The following is a 15,950-nucleotide window of genomic DNA, read 5'->3' on the forward strand; positions in this document are numbered from 1 at the left end:
ATGAAGAATATCGTTGTTTTAGTTTCAGGTAATGGAACCAACTTACAGGCCATTATTGATGCCTGTGAGTCGACTATCTCGAATGCGAAAGTGCGTGCTGTTTTTTCTAACAAAGAATCGGCATTTGCACTGGAACGTGCGCGTAATGCTGGCGCCGAGGCGGAATTTCTCGACCCTAAGCTAAGCGAAACACGAGAAGCATTTGATGCTGAATTGATGCGTCGAATCGATGTGCACAATCCTGATCTATTAGTACTAGCGGGCTATATGCGTATTCTTAGTGGTGAGTTTGTTCGTCACTATATGGGTCGAATGATTAACATTCACCCATCATTATTGCCTAAGTATCCAGGTTTGAATACGCATCAACGTGCGATCGATAACTGCGATGAACACCACGGCACCAGTATCCACTTCGTTACAGAAAAGCTGGATGGTGGGCCGATTGTTCTGCAGGCGAAGGTCCCTGTGTTCGATGACGATACGGTTGAAACACTAGAGCAACGAGTTCAAAGCCAAGAGCATAAGATTTACCCATTGGTAGTGAAATGGTTTGTCGAAGATCGCTTGGTCATGGATGGAAGTAGAGCCCTATTAGATGGTGTCGCTCTTGGGCCACAAGGCTATGCAGACAAATAGCTAAACCACGATACGGCTGTATAAACCAATCAAAAAAAGCGAGTGATGTTCATCACTCGCTTTTTCATTTTTCTAACCACGTTTTAAGAACGGCATAGCTGTACGAACTACAACGGCTCTATAGGTGCTTGGCTTTTGGGCTTAGCTTCTGCAAATTCTACGTCTACAAGCTTATCCACATTACCACCAACACGCTCACCAAAGTGGAACAGGTTATATTCTCCTGGCTTCATTCGATGCCACGTTTCATTACCTGTTAACGGCTGAGTTGCCACGACCGAAACAACATCATTCGGGGTCGTCTCTTCTTGAAAGTTAATCGTGACATCTTCATCCAATAAAGTTGCTTTACCAAACGGTGCTTTTCGCGTAATCCAATAAAGGTGATTGGTGCAATAAGTCATGACGTATTCACCATCACTCAGCAGCATGTTATAGACACCAAGCTCCCTTAGCTCGTCGCAACATTCTGCTACGTAGGCGAACATTGCCTCCATATCTTGCGGTGGCTCTGGAAAGCGCAGTTCTAGCTTTTGAAGCAACCAACAAAACGAGAGCTCGCTGTCCGTTTCACCCACGGGTCGAAAATGCCCCGTATTAAGTTTCTGGTAATCCGTTAACTGACCGTTGTGAGCAAAGGTCCAATAACGCCCCCACAACTCTCGAGTAAACGGGTGGGTGTTTTCCAAATTCACTTGGCCACGGTTGGCTTGTCGGATATGACTCACCACAGATCGACTTTTAATCGGATAGCTTTGTACCAGCTCAGCTATCTTCGAATCGCAGCTTGGCTGCGGATCTTTAAAGGTGCGAAAACCTTTCCCTTCATAGAAGGTGATCCCCCAACCATCTTTGTGAGGGCCAGTATTACCGCCCCGTTGAATTAGACCGGTAAAGCTAAAACAAATATCTGTTGGCACATTGGCGCTCATGCCAAGCAATTCACACATTGAGTTCCCTACTCTTTTGATTCCTAGTTGTCATCACAATAGCAAGCGGCTATTCCATCTCTTTTTCAACCAGCTGGATGATGATGTGGATGATTTTAATATGGACTTCTTGAATGCGGTCAGCGTAACCAAAGTGTGGTACGCGAATTTCAATATCCGCCAGACCCGCCATTTTACCGCCATCTTTACCCGTTAAAGCAATGGTTTTCATACCTTTTGCTTTCGCCGCATCTATCGCCTTAAGAATATTACCAGAGTTACCAGACGTTGATAGACCAAACAGCACGTCACCACGGCGACCTACTGCTTCTACGTAACGAGAAAAGACAAAGTCGTATCCGAAATCGTTACTCACACAAGAAAGGTGGCTAGGATCAGAAATCGCAATACCAGCGTAACCCGGACGGTTTTCACGATAGCGACCCGTCAACTCTTCAGCAAAGTGCATGGCATCACAGTGCGAACCACCATTACCACAAGACAGCACTTTACCCTCTTGCTTAAAAGAATCAGCGATCATCTTCGCAGCTGCTTCAATCTGAGCAATGTTGTGGTCGTCACTTAAGAATTTATTCAGTACTTCAGCAGCTTCAGTTAGCTCATTTCTAATCAAGTCTTGGTACATAGTGTTGTTCTCTTTGTTTTTTCGCCATACCTATGCGATGGCTGTTGATTCTGAGTTTACCTATAAACCGTCAACTCTGTCGATAGATGGCATATGACCACGGCACCAATTTCATCATTATTGTTGCTCAAATTGACCTTTGGCAGACAAAGTGCTGCCTAGGCCGCTTATTTTGCAATCAACTAGAGCAATTACTTGACAGATTTTACATCTGTGCAATATTTTAATTACAATTATTACTGGTACGACCTCTTACCTTCAACGTACAGATAAGAGTCAGTGCCACCGCAAACTGACCCAAAACAACAATAAGTACCTAGATAAAGGAACCATCATGGACATCTTGCTCTCTCTCGTCGCCTTACTCGGCGCTATTGGTATCAGCTTTTATCAACGAGCGTCGCTGGCAAAATCCCTTTTGTTAATCACCTCAGCAATGGTGCTTGGCACGCTACTGAGTGTATTCGGTGCTATCTCATGGGCGCTCTATATCGCCACTGTGGCCGTGCTGTGTCTACCATCGATTAGACAATCACTTGTCTCTGCTAAAGCGCTCGCAATGTTCAAAAAAGTCCTCCCTGCTATGTCGCAAACCGAGAAAGAAGCTCTGGATGCAGGCACGGTTTGGTGGGAAGCGGAACTATTTAAAGGTAAGCCTGATTGGCAAAAGCTGCAAAACATCACTCCATCAAAGCTCACAGAAGAAGAACAAGCTTTTCTAGACGGCCCTGTCAATGAAGTGTGTGCGATGATCAACGATTACCAAATCACCCACGAACTGGCGGATCTTCCACCAGAGATTTGGCAATACCTAAAAGACAATAAATTCTTCGCGATGATCATCAAAAAGCAGTATGGCGGTCTTGAATTTTCCGCTTACGCACAGTCTTGCGTGCTGCAAAAACTGTGTGGCGTATCGAGCGTTGTCTCGTCAACAGTAGGCGTGCCGAACTCATTAGGTCCAGGTGAGCTTCTGCAGCACTATGGCACAGAAGAACAAAAAGACTACTACCTGCCAAGACTTGCCCTTGGTAAAGAGATCCCATGTTTTGCCCTAACCAGTCCAGAAGCGGGCTCTGATGCGGGCTCGATTCCAGACTTTGGCGTCGTGTGTAAAGGTCAATGGGAGGGCAAAGAAGTATTGGGTATGAAGCTCACTTGGAACAAGCGTTATATTACCCTCGCGCCAGTAGCCACTGTGCTGGGTCTTGCTTTCAAACTGAGAGACCCTGACGCTCTGTTAGGTGACAAAGAAGATCTTGGCATTACCTGTGCTCTTATCCCGACTCACCTAAAAGGAGTGGAAATCGGAAATCGCCACTTCCCACTTAATGTACCTTTCCAGAATGGTCCAACCCAAGCTAACGAGCTCTTTGTTCCGATCGATTTCATTATTGGTGGCCAGAAGATGGCCGGCCAAGGCTGGCGCATGTTGGTAGAATGTTTGTCTGTTGGCCGTGGTATCACCCTGCCATCAAGCTCAACGGGTGGCATCAAGACTGCGGCTCTCGCAACCGGCGCTTACGCTCGCATTCGTCGTCAATTTAAACAGCCTATCGGTCACATGGAAGGCATTGAAGAGCCACTAGCACGCCTAGGTGGCAATGCGTACGTGATGGACGCAGCAAGTCACCTAACCGTGACAGGCATCGACCTAGGGGAAAAACCATCGGTTATCTCCGCCATCGTTAAATACCACTGTACTCATCGAGGACAGCGCAGCATCATCGACGCGATGGACATTGTTGGCGGTAAAGGTATATGTCTTGGTCCTTCAAATTTCCTCGGTCGTGGCTACCAAGGCGCGCCCGTAGCCATTACGGTAGAAGGTGCCAATATCTTAACTCGCTCGATGATCATCTACGGTCAAGGTGCCATTCGCTGTCATCCTTACGTGTTGGAAGAAATGGAAGCCGCTCACTCAACGGCTTCAAATGCCGTGAACAAGTTTGATAAAGCATTAGCCGGTCACGTTGCCTTTACAGTGAGTAACCTAGTGCGCAGTTTCTGGCTAGGTCTAACCGATGGTCGTGGTTCTTCTGCACCCCATAAAGATGTCACTACACGTTACTACCAACAGCTCAACCGTTACAGCGCGAACTTAGCTCTACTATCGGATGTCTCCATGGCCGTACTTGGCGGCTCACTGAAACGCAAAGAGCGCTTATCTGCTCGCCTAGGCGATATCTTGAGTCAGCTTTACCTAAGCAGCGCAACGCTTAAACGCTATGACGTTGAAGGACGCAACAGTGAAGATTTACCTATGCTGCACTGGGGCATGCAAGATAGCTTGCTGCAAGCCGAGCAGGCATTGGATGACTTCTTAGCGAATTTCCCGAACAAAGTCATTGGCCGTCTATTGCGCATAATTGTTTTACCGTTTGGCACAGTACGTAAAGCGCCGTCTGACAAACTAGACAGCCAGGTTGCGCGTATTCTGCAAACTCCTAGCGCAGCACGTACCCGTTTAGGTTATGGTCAGTACTTCGAACCAACTGAGTACAATGCGGTTGGTCGCATTGAGCAAGCGCTAGACATAATTCTACGCGCCGAGCCTGTGTTTACTAAAGTGTGTAAAGCCATTGAGCAGCGTCGTCCATTTACCCAACTGGATAAAATAGCGGCAATTGGCTTAGAGAAAGGCATCATTACTCAAGAAGAAGCACAGCTGTTGACCACAGCAGAAGCGCATCGTCTATACACCATTAACGTTGATGACTTCTCACCGGAGGAACTGGCAGCAAAGCCCGTTTATCCAGCAATGGAGGAAGTTGCGTAATCGCTGATTAACGTACAAACAAAACAAAGCCAGCAAGGGAAACCTTGCTGGCTTTTTAATTGACAACTTTTGGTATATAGCTTTCAGTGTATCGTTTTTTAGTCTGTCGCTATTTGGCCAAGGCTAATATCAACCTGGCATTTTCAACTGCATTTCTGGCAACGACGCTTTAATGACTCTGCGGCGTCTGACGAACCACCAAATCAAACCACCCACCACAACCAACACCACATTACCCACCGCGATCGCGATGATGGCGTTTTGACGCACCTGTTGGCGATGTGCCAATACCTGTGCTTCTTGCTCCGCTTTTTTCCTTGCCTCACGGGCTGCCTGCTGCATTTGCTCCGCTTTCGCAAGATCAATAGTGCCCACTACACTAAAGGTACGATTTGGCAACTCAAACACTAGAGGTCGTCCGGAGGCCGATTCATTGGCATAGACGTTACCAGACCAGCTATAAGTACCGATTTGATCGCTATCGTGAAACGACACTACCATGTCATTTTTATCTTTATCTGCTTGACTCTGAGCGACGCTTTGGCTGTCATCTGGCTGTTGCAGTTCAATCGACGCGGCAAGCGAGCCGGTCTCCAAAGTCGCAGGTTCACCGCGGACCACTACCTGATGCGGACTCTCACCTTCCCCTTGAACAAAGCGTGTGACAAATGGTGTTGGGTAGATAAAGACTTCTTGTTCAAGCGCGCGCAAGAACACACCGTTGCCAGTGGTAATTCGAACGTTATATTTTCCCGGCTCGACCGAGATAGGCAACTCTACGGTAAACACACCGTCACCGGAGCGCTCATCTAACCCCTCACCACTATCAAAGAACTCGCCAATGACAATAGGCACCGGCGCTATCTTTTCACTCTGCTGGCTATTTTTCTGGGTCTGCTCTTCTAGATAACGGGTCATCACCACGCGAAGGTTAACCCTATCAAGAATGTTTTCTACAATTAGTGGCTCATCGTCACTCATCAACCGAGCGGTGAACTTTAGCTTTTCGCCTTGATAAATACGTTGAGGGAGTGTCTCTGCTTTGAGGCTTAACTGAGAAATGATTTGAATATTATTTTTCGGACTTACTTTGCCGATCGCCTGCCACGGCCCCGGCATAGGGCGCTCGATAGTAATCACATCAACCGTAGGCTCTTCTATCCAGCGAACATGAGACGGGTGACGCCAAGCATAGTATTTTTTACCATCGGGTCTAACGAGTGTGACAGGCTTAGAGCGCTCTTGCCGATAGACTAAGAAAGTAATCCTATCGACGGTTTCATCGACCCGAAAGCGGTTTTCGAGAAAAGGCATTGAGGATTCACTCGCGACCGCACCCACTGTCAGCAACAACCACATGGCTATCGCTAGCATTATCCTCTGCATGACTCTCTCCTACTGACGCCAGAGACAACTGCCGCCTTTTTCAACGATATCTAAACGCGCACTGTGCGCATCCAATTCATCGGCAGAGGCCATCAAAACCTTTAATGATTTTCTTGAAGATGTGAGGCGCTTAATAGATTCGCCATCAGCATCACTGCCATCTGACCGCCCCGCATTAAACTGCATTGACGTTTGACCACCGGTCATCGCCAGATAAACATCAGCCAAGATCTCCGCATCGAGCAATGCGCCGTGGAGAATACGTGCCGAGGTATCGATGGTGTAGTGTTTTGCCAAAGAATCGAGGTTTTTTCTCGCCGGCATATTGGCCATGCGCTTTGCCATGGCAAGGGTATCGGTGACCTTACAATATTGGTCGGTGGTGCCTATTGAGGCATCCAACATTCCGAACTCATTGTCCATAAAGCCCACGTCGAAGGGCGCGTTGTGCGCCACAAGCTCTGCGCCTTTTATGAAGTCTAAGAATTCTTCATGCACTTGCTTGTAAACCGGCTTGTCGAGTAGAAACTCATCGGTAATACCGTGAACGTCAATCGCATCAGGCTGGATTGGCATGTCAGGCTTAAGATAAACGTGAAAGTGACGACCAGTCAGTTTGCGATTGATGATCTCAACAGCACCAATTTCAATGATGCGGTGTCCCATATAGTGAGGACCACCCTCACGATTCATACCCGTGGTTTCGGTATCGAGTACCACGATTCGGCGCTGTTCTGGATTGTGACTGGTATTCATGGCGTTTTGTATGTCAGACTATGTGGATAAACGTTCAAGACTCTATAGTATCAAATCATGACGAAGCAGGTTGAAATTTTCACAGACGGCTCTTGTTTAGGCAACCCGGGCCCTGGCGGTTACGGCATTGTGCTGCGTTACAAGCAGAATGAAAAGACCCTAGCCAAAGGCTACACACTCACCACCAATAATCGTATGGAAATGCTGGCCACCATCGTCGCATTGCAAGCGCTTAAAGAGCCGTGCGAAGTGATCCTTACCACCGACAGCCAGTACGTGCGTCAAGGTATTACGCAATGGATCCATAACTGGAAAAAACGTGGCTGGAAAACCGCGGACAAGAAGCCAGTGAAAAACGCTGACCTTTGGAAAGCGCTCGATACCGAAACGGCGCGTCATACGGTTGATTGGCGCTGGGTTAAAGGTCACGCAGGTCATCGTGAAAATGAGATGTGTGATGAGCTTGCCAGAGCGGCGGCGGAAAACCCAACCGAAGAAGATACCGGTTATCAGCCTAGCTAACGTACGTCACCAGACTGCTGTTTATCTGCGGTTCGGTAACTGACGCTTGCGGGCGTCAGTTTCTTTTTCAAGCGCCAGTGCGGTTTGATCGGTTTTAGCGGATAGGTACGCTTTCTCGCGACGATAAAATATAAACTGCCCATTGGCGATGCCCAATCACCCATACTGCTCTCTAGCCAAGTCCACATCGTGCGATAACGTTTCATTGGAAACAACGCATAGGTGTCGGCATACACGACTTGGTAATTAAGTACCCCAAGCCAATCTTTAATGCGACCCGGCGTGAACATGCGGCCACTCCAAGGAAAATTGTTTTTACGCCATGGCATCAAGCTTGCCAATCCCGTAAAGCTCATGGGATTGAACCCGGTCAAAATCAAATAGCCATCATCCATCATCACCCGATCAACTTCGCGCAGTAAACGATGTGGATCTTCCGCATACTCAAGTTGGTGCGACATCACTATCGCATCAAAACTCTTTTCTAAAAATGGCAATTCGTAGCGGTCAGCGATAACATTGTGAAGAGGGTTTTTAACATCAAGATTAACTTGATGCTGAATATTGCAATTGCAGCTGGTTAACTCGCAGCTCAAACCACCTAACTTAAGTAAGTGGTAACCAAATAACTTAGGGCACCACTCGTCAAGGCGCGTTTGAATCGACTCTGATACCCATTGCCCATTGGCGAGTTCATCCCAGGAATGAGGATGGTCTACTTTTTTCTTGCTGCGAGCTGGTTTCATATTCGGGCAATCTCCCAAACCGAACTGGAGAAACAACAATGTTACATATCAAAAGCATACCTGCATTTAATGACAATTACATCTGGCTTATTCAAAATAACCAAAACTTGTGTGCCGTTGTCGATCCAGGCGACGCAGAGCCCGTAATTAACTACCTAGAGCAGCACGAGCTTGAGCTTGTAACTATTCTTGTGACCCACCATCATTGGGATCATACCGGCGGTATCGCCAAACTGATTGAGAAATATCCTTCTATCAGTGTCATTGGTCCTGAACACTCTGCTACTGAACACCTGACCCATAGGGTAGCCGAAGGTCACCGCATTAACCTTTTCCACGAAGAGTTTCTAGTATTGAACTTGCCTGGCCACACACTCGATCACATTGGTTATGTCGGTGATGGTAAGCTATTTTGTGGCGACGTTTTATTCTCAGCCGGTTGCGGGCGCATTTTTGAAGGCACGCCAGAGCAAATGTACAACTCACTGCAAAAGCTCACGCTTCTCCCGGAAGAAACCGAAGTGTACTGTACGCACGAATATACGCTGAGCAACCTCGCTTTTGCGCTAGCCGTTGAGCCGCATAATGAGTTCTTGCACCAATATCGCGATGACGCGAATCAGAAAAGAGCCAAAGGACTTCCGACTTTACCTACATCAATTGCCGTGGAAAAACGCATCAACCCGTTCTTGCGTACCACGCAAACCGAAGTTGTGAACTCGGTAGCAAATCGTAGTGCGAATAATGATCCTTTAGCCACTTTTACCGCATTACGTGAGTGGAAGAACGAATTTTAACGTTTTGCTGCTTGTTTGGCCCAACGCCTATTAGTATTATGCTCAGCCGTTCAAGTAAGAGGTTGTAGCAAACACAATGCATAAGAAATACAGTTGGGCATTTGCCCTGTTGCTGGCTGGTTGTCAAATGACTCAGCCAGATACAAGCAGCACCACAACAGAGCCAACCAACTCTCCTGCAGAAACAGCGACAACTAAAACAACAAAGCCCGTTTCCGTTAACACTCCTGAAGTAAAACCTGCATCGAAAGCACTCACGCCTCAACAACAAGAGGACGTTTGGAAGCGTATCGCGATGCAGTTGGAGATGGAGATCCCGGATAATGCGAAAGTCGATTACTATCGCAAATGGTACATCAAGCACCCTAATCACTTAAAAACGGTCTCGCAGCGCGCTAAACCGTTTTTATATCTCATTACTGAAGAGATCGAAGCGCGTGATTTGCCGCTTGAACTGGCACTACTTCCTATCGTAGAAAGCTCGTTTGATGCGTTTGCATACTCACACGGTAGTGCAGCGGGATTGTGGCAATTTGTTCCAGCCACTGGCAAAGCGTTCGGCCTAGATCAAACTTACTGGTTTGATGGTCGCCGCGACGTAACTCTGTCGACCAATGCTGCGCTCGATTACCTGACACAGCTTAACCGACGCTTTGACGGTAACTGGAATCATGCGATAGCGGCCTACAACAGCGGCGGCGGCCGAGTCTCTAGCGCGATTCGAAAAAATCGCAATGCAGGTAAACCTATCGACTTCTTCTCGCTAGATCTACCGAAAGAGACCAGTGGCTACGTTCCGAAACTGTTGGCTTTGGCTGATATTCTCGCCAACGCAGAGAAATACGGTGTTGATATCCCTGCGATTCCAAACCAACCCGCTCTTGAACTTGTCGAGCCAAATGAGCAGCTTGATCTAGCGATTGCGGCAAAGTATGCGGGTATCTCAGTGAAGGAGCTACAGAGCTACAACCCAGCATACAACCAATGGGCAACGGCACCAAATGGTCCACAAACCCTACTGCTGCCGGTCAATAGCGTTGAAAAGTTCCGCGTTGAGCTGGAGAAGAACCGTGGCAAAGGTATGCGTCTAGTACGCTACAAGGTGAAATCAGGTGATTCACTCAGTGTTATTGCTCAGCGCCACCAAACCACCACTAAAGTTGTTCGCAACGCGAATGGCCTAAGCAACAATAATATCCGCGCTGGTCAATACTTGTTGGTGCCGACGTCAACCAAAGACGATTCCACATACAGTTTGAGTGCGTCAAATCGCCTAGCCAAAACACAATCTACCTCACGCGGTAACTACAAAGTCACCCATAAGGTAGAAAGCGGTGATAGCTTGTGGTCGATTGCGAAAGCGAACAAGGTGTCACACCAGTCATTGGCAAAATGGAATGGTATGGGACCAAGAGACACATTGCGTGTTGGTCAAGAGTTAGTGATTTGGAAGAGTGCTAGCGATGGCGCTATCATTCGCACCATCTTTTACTCGGTTCGCAGCGGCGACACCATTAGCGGTATTGCTCACAAATTTAAAGTACGCACCAATGATGTAGTGAAGTGGAACAGCCTTCAGAAAAACAAATACCTTAAACCAGGTCAGAAGTTAAAACTGTACGTTGACGTCACTAAAACCAGCGCCTAACCGTTACTTCAGCGCTATAAATTGTAAAGCCAGTCTATTGACTGGCTTTTTTACACCTGTTGATCGTTCGAAAGGACTTAAACAAAAAAACGCCAAGCAGTTAGCTTGGCGTTTTTCTATTAAACTCGTCGAGTGAGCGAGGCGCGCCTCCCTATGGGCGGTACACTTTAACGTTGCTGAAGCCTTGTTCCTGCAAGTATAAGGCTTGCAAACGGCTCATTACACCACGGTCACAATACAACAGGTACGTTTTCGATTGGTCGAGGTCACCAAACTTAGTGCCTAGCTTGAAGAACGGCAGATGTTTCACTTCTACGTTATCAAGCTCTAACGGGCTTGCTTCTTCCTCTTCTGCACTGCGAATGTCTAGTACAATTGCATCGTTTTCAACCGATTCCACTTGCTCAACCTCCGGCGCCTGCTCTTGGCTCTCTTTCTCGATATCACGGATATCGATCATACGAGCATCAAGCACCACTTGTTCAAGTACAGCGAAATCAAATTTCTCTTCTTCCGCTTCAAGCTTCGCTTTAACTGCTTTGACCGTTGGCTTACGAGAGATCACGCCACAGTATTCAGGCATGGTCTTAGCAAAATCTTCGGTACCGATTTCACGGGCAAGATCGATGATGTCTTCTTTGTCCCAGTTGATAAGAGGACGAAGGATCAACGTATCTGTCACGCCATCGATATGGCGAAGGTTAGTCAGTGTTTGACTCGATACCTGACCCAAAGCCTCACCAGTAACCAAAGCTTCAATGCCGTATTTCTCAGCAAGCATACCACCCGCGCGCATGAACATGCGCTTGAGGACAACGCCCATTTGGCCGTCTTCAACTTTTTCAAGGATCTCAGCAACAACCGGCTCGAAGTCTACCGAGATGAACTTCACCTTCGCCGACGAGCCGTACTTGTTCCAAAGGAAGTGAGCTACTTGCTTTACGCCGATCTCGTGCGCAGGGCCGCCAAGGTTAAAGAAGCAGTAATGCGTTTTTGAACCACGCTTAATGTGCAGGTAACTAGACACGCCTGAGTCAAAACCACCCGAGATAAGGCTCAACACATCTTCTTGAGTTCCTAGCGGGAAGCCACCAAGACCTTTGTGACGTGCGATAACCTGATTAAGCTTGTCGTTCGCCACTTCGATATTGACGGTCACATCAGGCTTCGACAGCTTCACACGAGCGCTTTCTACCGCTTGGTTAAGGCCACCACCTACATAACGCTCAAGCTCAATCGAAGTAAAGTCATGCTTGCCACGACGCTTCGCACGTACCACGAAGGTTTTTCCCTCGATACGTTTGCCATTAAGATCAAGAACTTGCTCATAGATATCGTGCATATCAGTAAAGTCAGATTGCTGAACTTCAAGCACATGGTGGATACCAGGGGTCTGAGTCAGGATCTCCAATACTTCTCTATGATATTGGTCTGAACTTGCACTCACTTCAATGTGATCACGACGGTTAAACACCGCCACCGATTCCGTACGGCGCTGGATAATGATTCGCAGGTTGCACTCAAGGATCCTTGTAAAGCGCTTACGCACTGAATCGCTTTTTACAAAAATCTCTGGATGGGGCTTTACGATAAATCTCATAGTCTTTTCACATCTCGTTGCAATGCTGTCTGAGCGCGACAGTATGGGGAAACACATATCAACTGTAGTACAAATTCGCTCAACTCAGAGTGCAAACAATGAGACTTCACTGAGCGATTGTTCATTAGGGGCGCAAGTATACCCGCAACCTTTATAAGATGCGAGCAATCCACCCAATTCAAAAAAAGGGGGGTACTCAGCGATAAAAAAACAGAAACGCCAGAGCAAAGCTCTAGCGTTTTTAGAAGTCATGGCAATCACTTAACCATTAGTTGCCATCGGCCGATACCTCATCGGTATACACCGGCTCTCCTTGCATGATACTGATTTCAACTCTGCGATTTCGAGCCCGTTGTCGCTCGGTATCATTCGGTCCTAGCGGCTCTGTATCGGCGACGCCAATGACCCTAAGCCTTAGATGAGAGAAACCTTTCACCTTTTCCATCTCTTGCGCTACCGATACCGCGCGCTGTGAAGAGAGATCCCAGCTTGAGCGATAGAGCTCAGAATCGAGTGGCAGGTTATCTGTATGCCCGGAAACACGAACCTGACCTGGAATGTCTTTAACAAGATCGGCAACTTGCCTTACCAAGGGCCTAAACTTAGGCTGTAAGAACGCAGAATCTTCAGGGAATGCGCCTTTTTCTTGAATACGAATAACAAGCTGCTGCCCTAGGTTTTCCACCTCGACGGCACCTTGGTTGATCTCTTGCTGCAGCGCCTGCTTGATCACTTGCTCCAACTCTTCAAGATCTTCGTTTTGCTGTTCACTATCTGAAGATGCAGTACCAATCTGATTCTTTTGAGTACGGTCGGCGGTTTGACCGCCGGTGATCTTGCCATCATCACGCTGATTGCCCCCCGCCCTATCCGAATCTCCCTCTTGAAACTCTAAAGTCTGCTGGGTGATATCAATGGTTTGCTGCATGATCACATCAATTGGCGTCGGTTCAGGTCGGCCTGGTCTGAATTCTTGAGCAATAATACTGGTGCCCTTAGGAATGTCTTTCACCTCAAGGCGGTTTTGCACACCAAACGCAAACTTCATCGAACCTGCTATTTGTTTAAACTTCAGCACGTCCATTTCGGAAAACGACAGCAGCAGAACGAAAAAGCACATCAACAGCGACATGAGATCAGAGAAGGTCGCCATCCAAGCCGGAGCACCTGGAGGTGGACATTTACATTTGCCTTTCTGTTCCATCACTTAATCCCGTTACTAGTCACCACGGAAACGCTACTCGCCATCGAGATCGAACGCGCGCTTGTTTTCATTGATGTAATTTTTAAGGTAGCCATCGATAACGCGAGGGTTCTGGCCATCTTGAATTGCCAACACACCATCCATTATTAGACGACGATTAAGATTCTCTTGTTCCCTACGTAGAGTCAACTTATCGGCAATTGGAAAGAACAACATGTTCGCAAGCATCGCACCATAAAGCGTGGTTAATAGTGCAATCGCCATCGCAGGACCAATGGACTTAGGGTCGTCCATATTCGATAGCATCGCAACCAAACCAACCAAGGTACCAATCATGCCCATTGCGGGTGCAACATCTCCGTAAGCTCTAAACACTGCCGCACCTTTTTCGTGACGCTCGTCAGTAAGGGCGATGTCTTTTTGCATCGCATTGCGCACCACTTCTGCATCATGGCCATCGACGAGAAGATCAATGCCCTTTTGCATAAAGCTATTTTGAATGTCCATTTCCTCGAGCGCTAGAAAACCACCTTTACGCGCTGCGTCAGCCATTTCAACAATCTTAGCGATCAGATCCTCTGGTTCATCGGTTTTGAATATAAACGCTTTACTGGCGATTTTGGCGGCACCAAAGAATTGCCCTAGCGTGAATTTCATCAAGACGACAAATGTCGATCCCCCGATAACGATAAATACCGACGTAGTATCATAGTAAGTCATGATGCTGCCACCGAGCACCATCGCAATAATTATCGAAGCGACCCCACCAATGAGGCCTATCAGCGTTGCTAAATCCACTCAACACTCCATAGAAAATTTGACATCTTAGCCACTCAGACGAACCGAAAAGCAGCCCGAGTCTATCTCGTTACTTTTAGGTTATCGACCAAGTGGCCATATCTTTAAGTGATTTATGACCACAAAATCACAAAATTGCGTCGCCAACTGTCAGAACTCCTTCGCTTCCATTCGCTTTCTACAGAGAAGATAACGGCTTAGCTGGCAATATTGACGTTTTTTTTAGCAATCAAAATCCGCACAGTGGTTGTTAACAGCATTTTTCGCACCATAAGTTTGACCATCGCTAGCCGCTCATGTAACGTTCGATCATTTCATAAAAAATAAGTACGTTATGGCGACTAAGAAACCTGAGAACATGTCGTTCGAAGCGACAGTAGACGAGCTCGATACACTCGTAGAACAACTGGAAAACGGCGATCTGGCACTGGACGATGCGCTGAAGAAGTTCGAGCGTGGTATCGCCCTAGCGAGAGCTGGACAGCAAAAGCTGACCGAAGCGGAACAAAAAGTTAGCATCTTATTGGCTAAGGATGATGACGCCGATCTTCAAGACTTTACTCAGCCGTCAGAATAATTTCAAAAGTGAGTATCCCCATGATTGAGACTTTGAAGTCTTATCAAACCCGTAACAACCAGCAGCTGGACGCTTGGTTGGATGGCTACCCCTTTCAGCAACAACGACTGATTGAAGCCATGCGCTACGCCCTGCTTTTGGGTGGCAAGCGTGCGAGACCATTCTTAGTCTATGCCACTGGCTCTATCTTTGGTTGCAGTGAAGAGCAGCTCGACACACCAGCCGCTGCGATTGAGTGTATTCACGCCTATTCTCTCGTCCATGACGATTTGCCGGCTATGGACGATGATGAATTACGCCGCGGCAAAGCAACTTGCCATATAGAATTTGATGAGGCCACCGCGATTTTGACCGGTGATGCTCTGCAAACGCTAGCCTTCACCATATTATCAGAAGGGACTTTGGCGCCATTTGCCGAGTCGCAACGTATTACTATGGTAAAAGAGCTTGCGCGTGCTTCTGGTGCTGCGGGTATGTGCATCGGACAGGCATTGGATCTCGAAGCTGAAAACCGCCAAGTTACATTGGATGAGCTTGAGCGTATCCATCGCCACAAAACGGGCGCACTGATAAAATGCGCGGTTCAACTGGGCGCATTGGCAGCGGGTGATAAAGGTCGCGAATACTTGCCACAGCTTGAAACCTACGCTGAAGCCACTGGCCTCGCGTTCCAAGTTCAAGATGATATTTTAGACATTGTGGGTGACACCGAGACCCTTGGTAAGCCTCAAGGTTCAGATGTTGAACTGAACAAGAGCACCTACCCTGCATTACTGGGATTGGAAGGCGCTCAACAAAAAGCCACACAGCTTTTTGAAGAAGCACTTTGTGCTTTGCAAGCGATACCCTACAATACTCAACTTCTCGAAGACTTCGCCCGATACGTCATCGAGCGCAACAACTAGACTATATTAAAGCGCTAA

Annotated in this window: 15 protein-coding genes; 7 read left to right on the plus strand and 8 right to left on the minus strand. The window is 47.5% G+C overall.

Annotated features, from left to right (window positions below; all coding sequences use genetic code 11):
• Entirely contained in the window at window positions 1–639 is a 639-nt protein-coding gene (gene purN, locus L4C42_RS14545) for a phosphoribosylglycinamide formyltransferase (RefSeq protein ID WP_353496871.1), read from the plus strand.
• Window positions 640–746: 107 nt separating this feature from the next.
• On the opposite strand, the gene L4C42_RS14550 is transcribed toward purN, so the two are convergent.
• Entirely contained in the window at window positions 747–1,589 is an 843-nt protein-coding gene (locus L4C42_RS14550; RefSeq protein WP_353496872.1) for a class II glutamine amidotransferase, read from the minus strand.
• A 49-nt stretch (window positions 1,590–1,638) separates the two neighbouring features.
• Window positions 1,639–2,214 carry a D-sedoheptulose 7-phosphate isomerase gene (lpcA, locus tag L4C42_RS14555; protein ID WP_353496873.1) on the minus strand — a complete coding sequence of 192 codons (576 nt, stop codon included), beginning with the start codon at window positions 2,212–2,214 and terminating at the stop codon, window positions 1,639–1,641.
• A 334-nt stretch (window positions 2,215–2,548) separates the two neighbouring features.
• Here lpcA and fadE point away from each other — a divergent pair, with 334 nt between their 5' ends.
• A complete protein-coding gene (fadE, locus tag L4C42_RS14560; RefSeq protein WP_418642006.1) occupies window positions 2,549–4,993 on the plus strand; it encodes an acyl-CoA dehydrogenase FadE in 2,445 nt (814 codons plus the stop codon).
• Window positions 4,994–5,122: 129 nt separating this feature from the next.
• On the opposite strand, the gene L4C42_RS14565 is transcribed toward fadE, so the two are convergent.
• Both L4C42_RS14565 and dnaQ read right to left on the minus strand, forming a co-directional pair.
• A complete protein-coding gene (locus L4C42_RS14565; RefSeq protein ID WP_353496875.1) occupies window positions 5,123–6,379 on the minus strand; it encodes a TIGR03503 family protein in 1,257 nt (418 codons plus the stop codon).
• Between the two features lie 9 nt (window positions 6,380–6,388).
• The gene (dnaQ, locus tag L4C42_RS14570; RefSeq protein ID WP_353496876.1) at window positions 6,389–7,135 is read right to left on the minus strand and encodes a DNA polymerase III subunit epsilon; all 747 of its coding nucleotides are present in this window, start codon (window positions 7,133–7,135) and stop codon (window positions 6,389–6,391) included.
• A 57-nt stretch (window positions 7,136–7,192) separates the two neighbouring features.
• Here dnaQ and rnhA point away from each other — a divergent pair, with 57 nt between their 5' ends.
• Window positions 7,193–7,657, plus strand: a complete 465-nt coding sequence (rnhA, locus tag L4C42_RS14575) for a ribonuclease HI (RefSeq protein ID WP_353496877.1) — start codon at window positions 7,193–7,195, stop codon at window positions 7,655–7,657.
• Here rnhA and L4C42_RS14580 read toward each other — a convergent pair.
• Entirely contained in the window at window positions 7,654–8,403 is a 750-nt protein-coding gene (locus tag L4C42_RS14580) for a class I SAM-dependent methyltransferase (protein ID WP_353496878.1), read from the minus strand. The two genes, rnhA and L4C42_RS14580, sit on opposite strands and share 4 nt — an antisense overlap.
• Before the next feature lie 38 nt (window positions 8,404–8,441).
• Between L4C42_RS14580 and gloB the strand changes: the two genes are divergently transcribed.
• Entirely contained in the window at window positions 8,442–9,200 is a 759-nt protein-coding gene (gloB, locus tag L4C42_RS14585; RefSeq protein WP_429761014.1) for a hydroxyacylglutathione hydrolase, read from the plus strand.
• A gap of 76 nt (window positions 9,201–9,276) precedes the next feature.
• Entirely contained in the window at window positions 9,277–10,848 is a 1,572-nt protein-coding gene (locus L4C42_RS14590) for a lytic transglycosylase (RefSeq protein ID WP_353496880.1), read from the plus strand.
• Between the two features lie 151 nt (window positions 10,849–10,999).
• On the opposite strand, the gene thiI is transcribed toward L4C42_RS14590, so the two are convergent.
• The 3 genes from thiI to pomA form a co-directional block, all read right to left on the minus strand.
• Window positions 11,000–12,448 carry a tRNA uracil 4-sulfurtransferase ThiI gene (gene thiI, locus L4C42_RS14595; protein ID WP_353496881.1) on the minus strand — a complete coding sequence of 483 codons (1,449 nt, stop codon included), beginning with the start codon at window positions 12,446–12,448 and terminating at the stop codon, window positions 11,000–11,002.
• A 268-nt stretch (window positions 12,449–12,716) separates the two neighbouring features.
• Complete coding sequence (locus L4C42_RS14600; protein WP_353496882.1) at window positions 12,717–13,652, minus strand: flagellar motor protein MotB; 936 nt, start codon at window positions 13,650–13,652, stop codon at window positions 12,717–12,719.
• A 33-nt stretch (window positions 13,653–13,685) separates the two neighbouring features.
• Window positions 13,686–14,450, minus strand: a complete 765-nt coding sequence (pomA, locus tag L4C42_RS14605; RefSeq protein ID WP_353496883.1) for a flagellar motor protein PomA — start codon at window positions 14,448–14,450, stop codon at window positions 13,686–13,688.
• Between the two features lie 334 nt (window positions 14,451–14,784).
• On the opposite strand from pomA, the gene xseB reads away from it, so the two are divergent.
• Complete coding sequence (xseB, locus tag L4C42_RS14610) at window positions 14,785–15,027, plus strand: exodeoxyribonuclease VII small subunit (protein WP_353496884.1); 243 nt, start codon at window positions 14,785–14,787, stop codon at window positions 15,025–15,027.
• A gap of 20 nt (window positions 15,028–15,047) precedes the next feature.
• Entirely contained in the window at window positions 15,048–15,932 is an 885-nt protein-coding gene (gene ispA / locus L4C42_RS14615; protein ID WP_429761018.1) for a (2E,6E)-farnesyl diphosphate synthase, read from the plus strand.
• The last annotated feature ends 18 nt before the right edge of the window (window positions 15,933–15,950 follow it).

Origin of the sequence: Vibrio wakamikoensis, from assembly GCF_050337275.1 — a bacterium.
Lineage (GTDB): Bacteria > Pseudomonadota > Gammaproteobacteria > Enterobacterales > Vibrionaceae > Vibrio > Vibrio chaetopteri.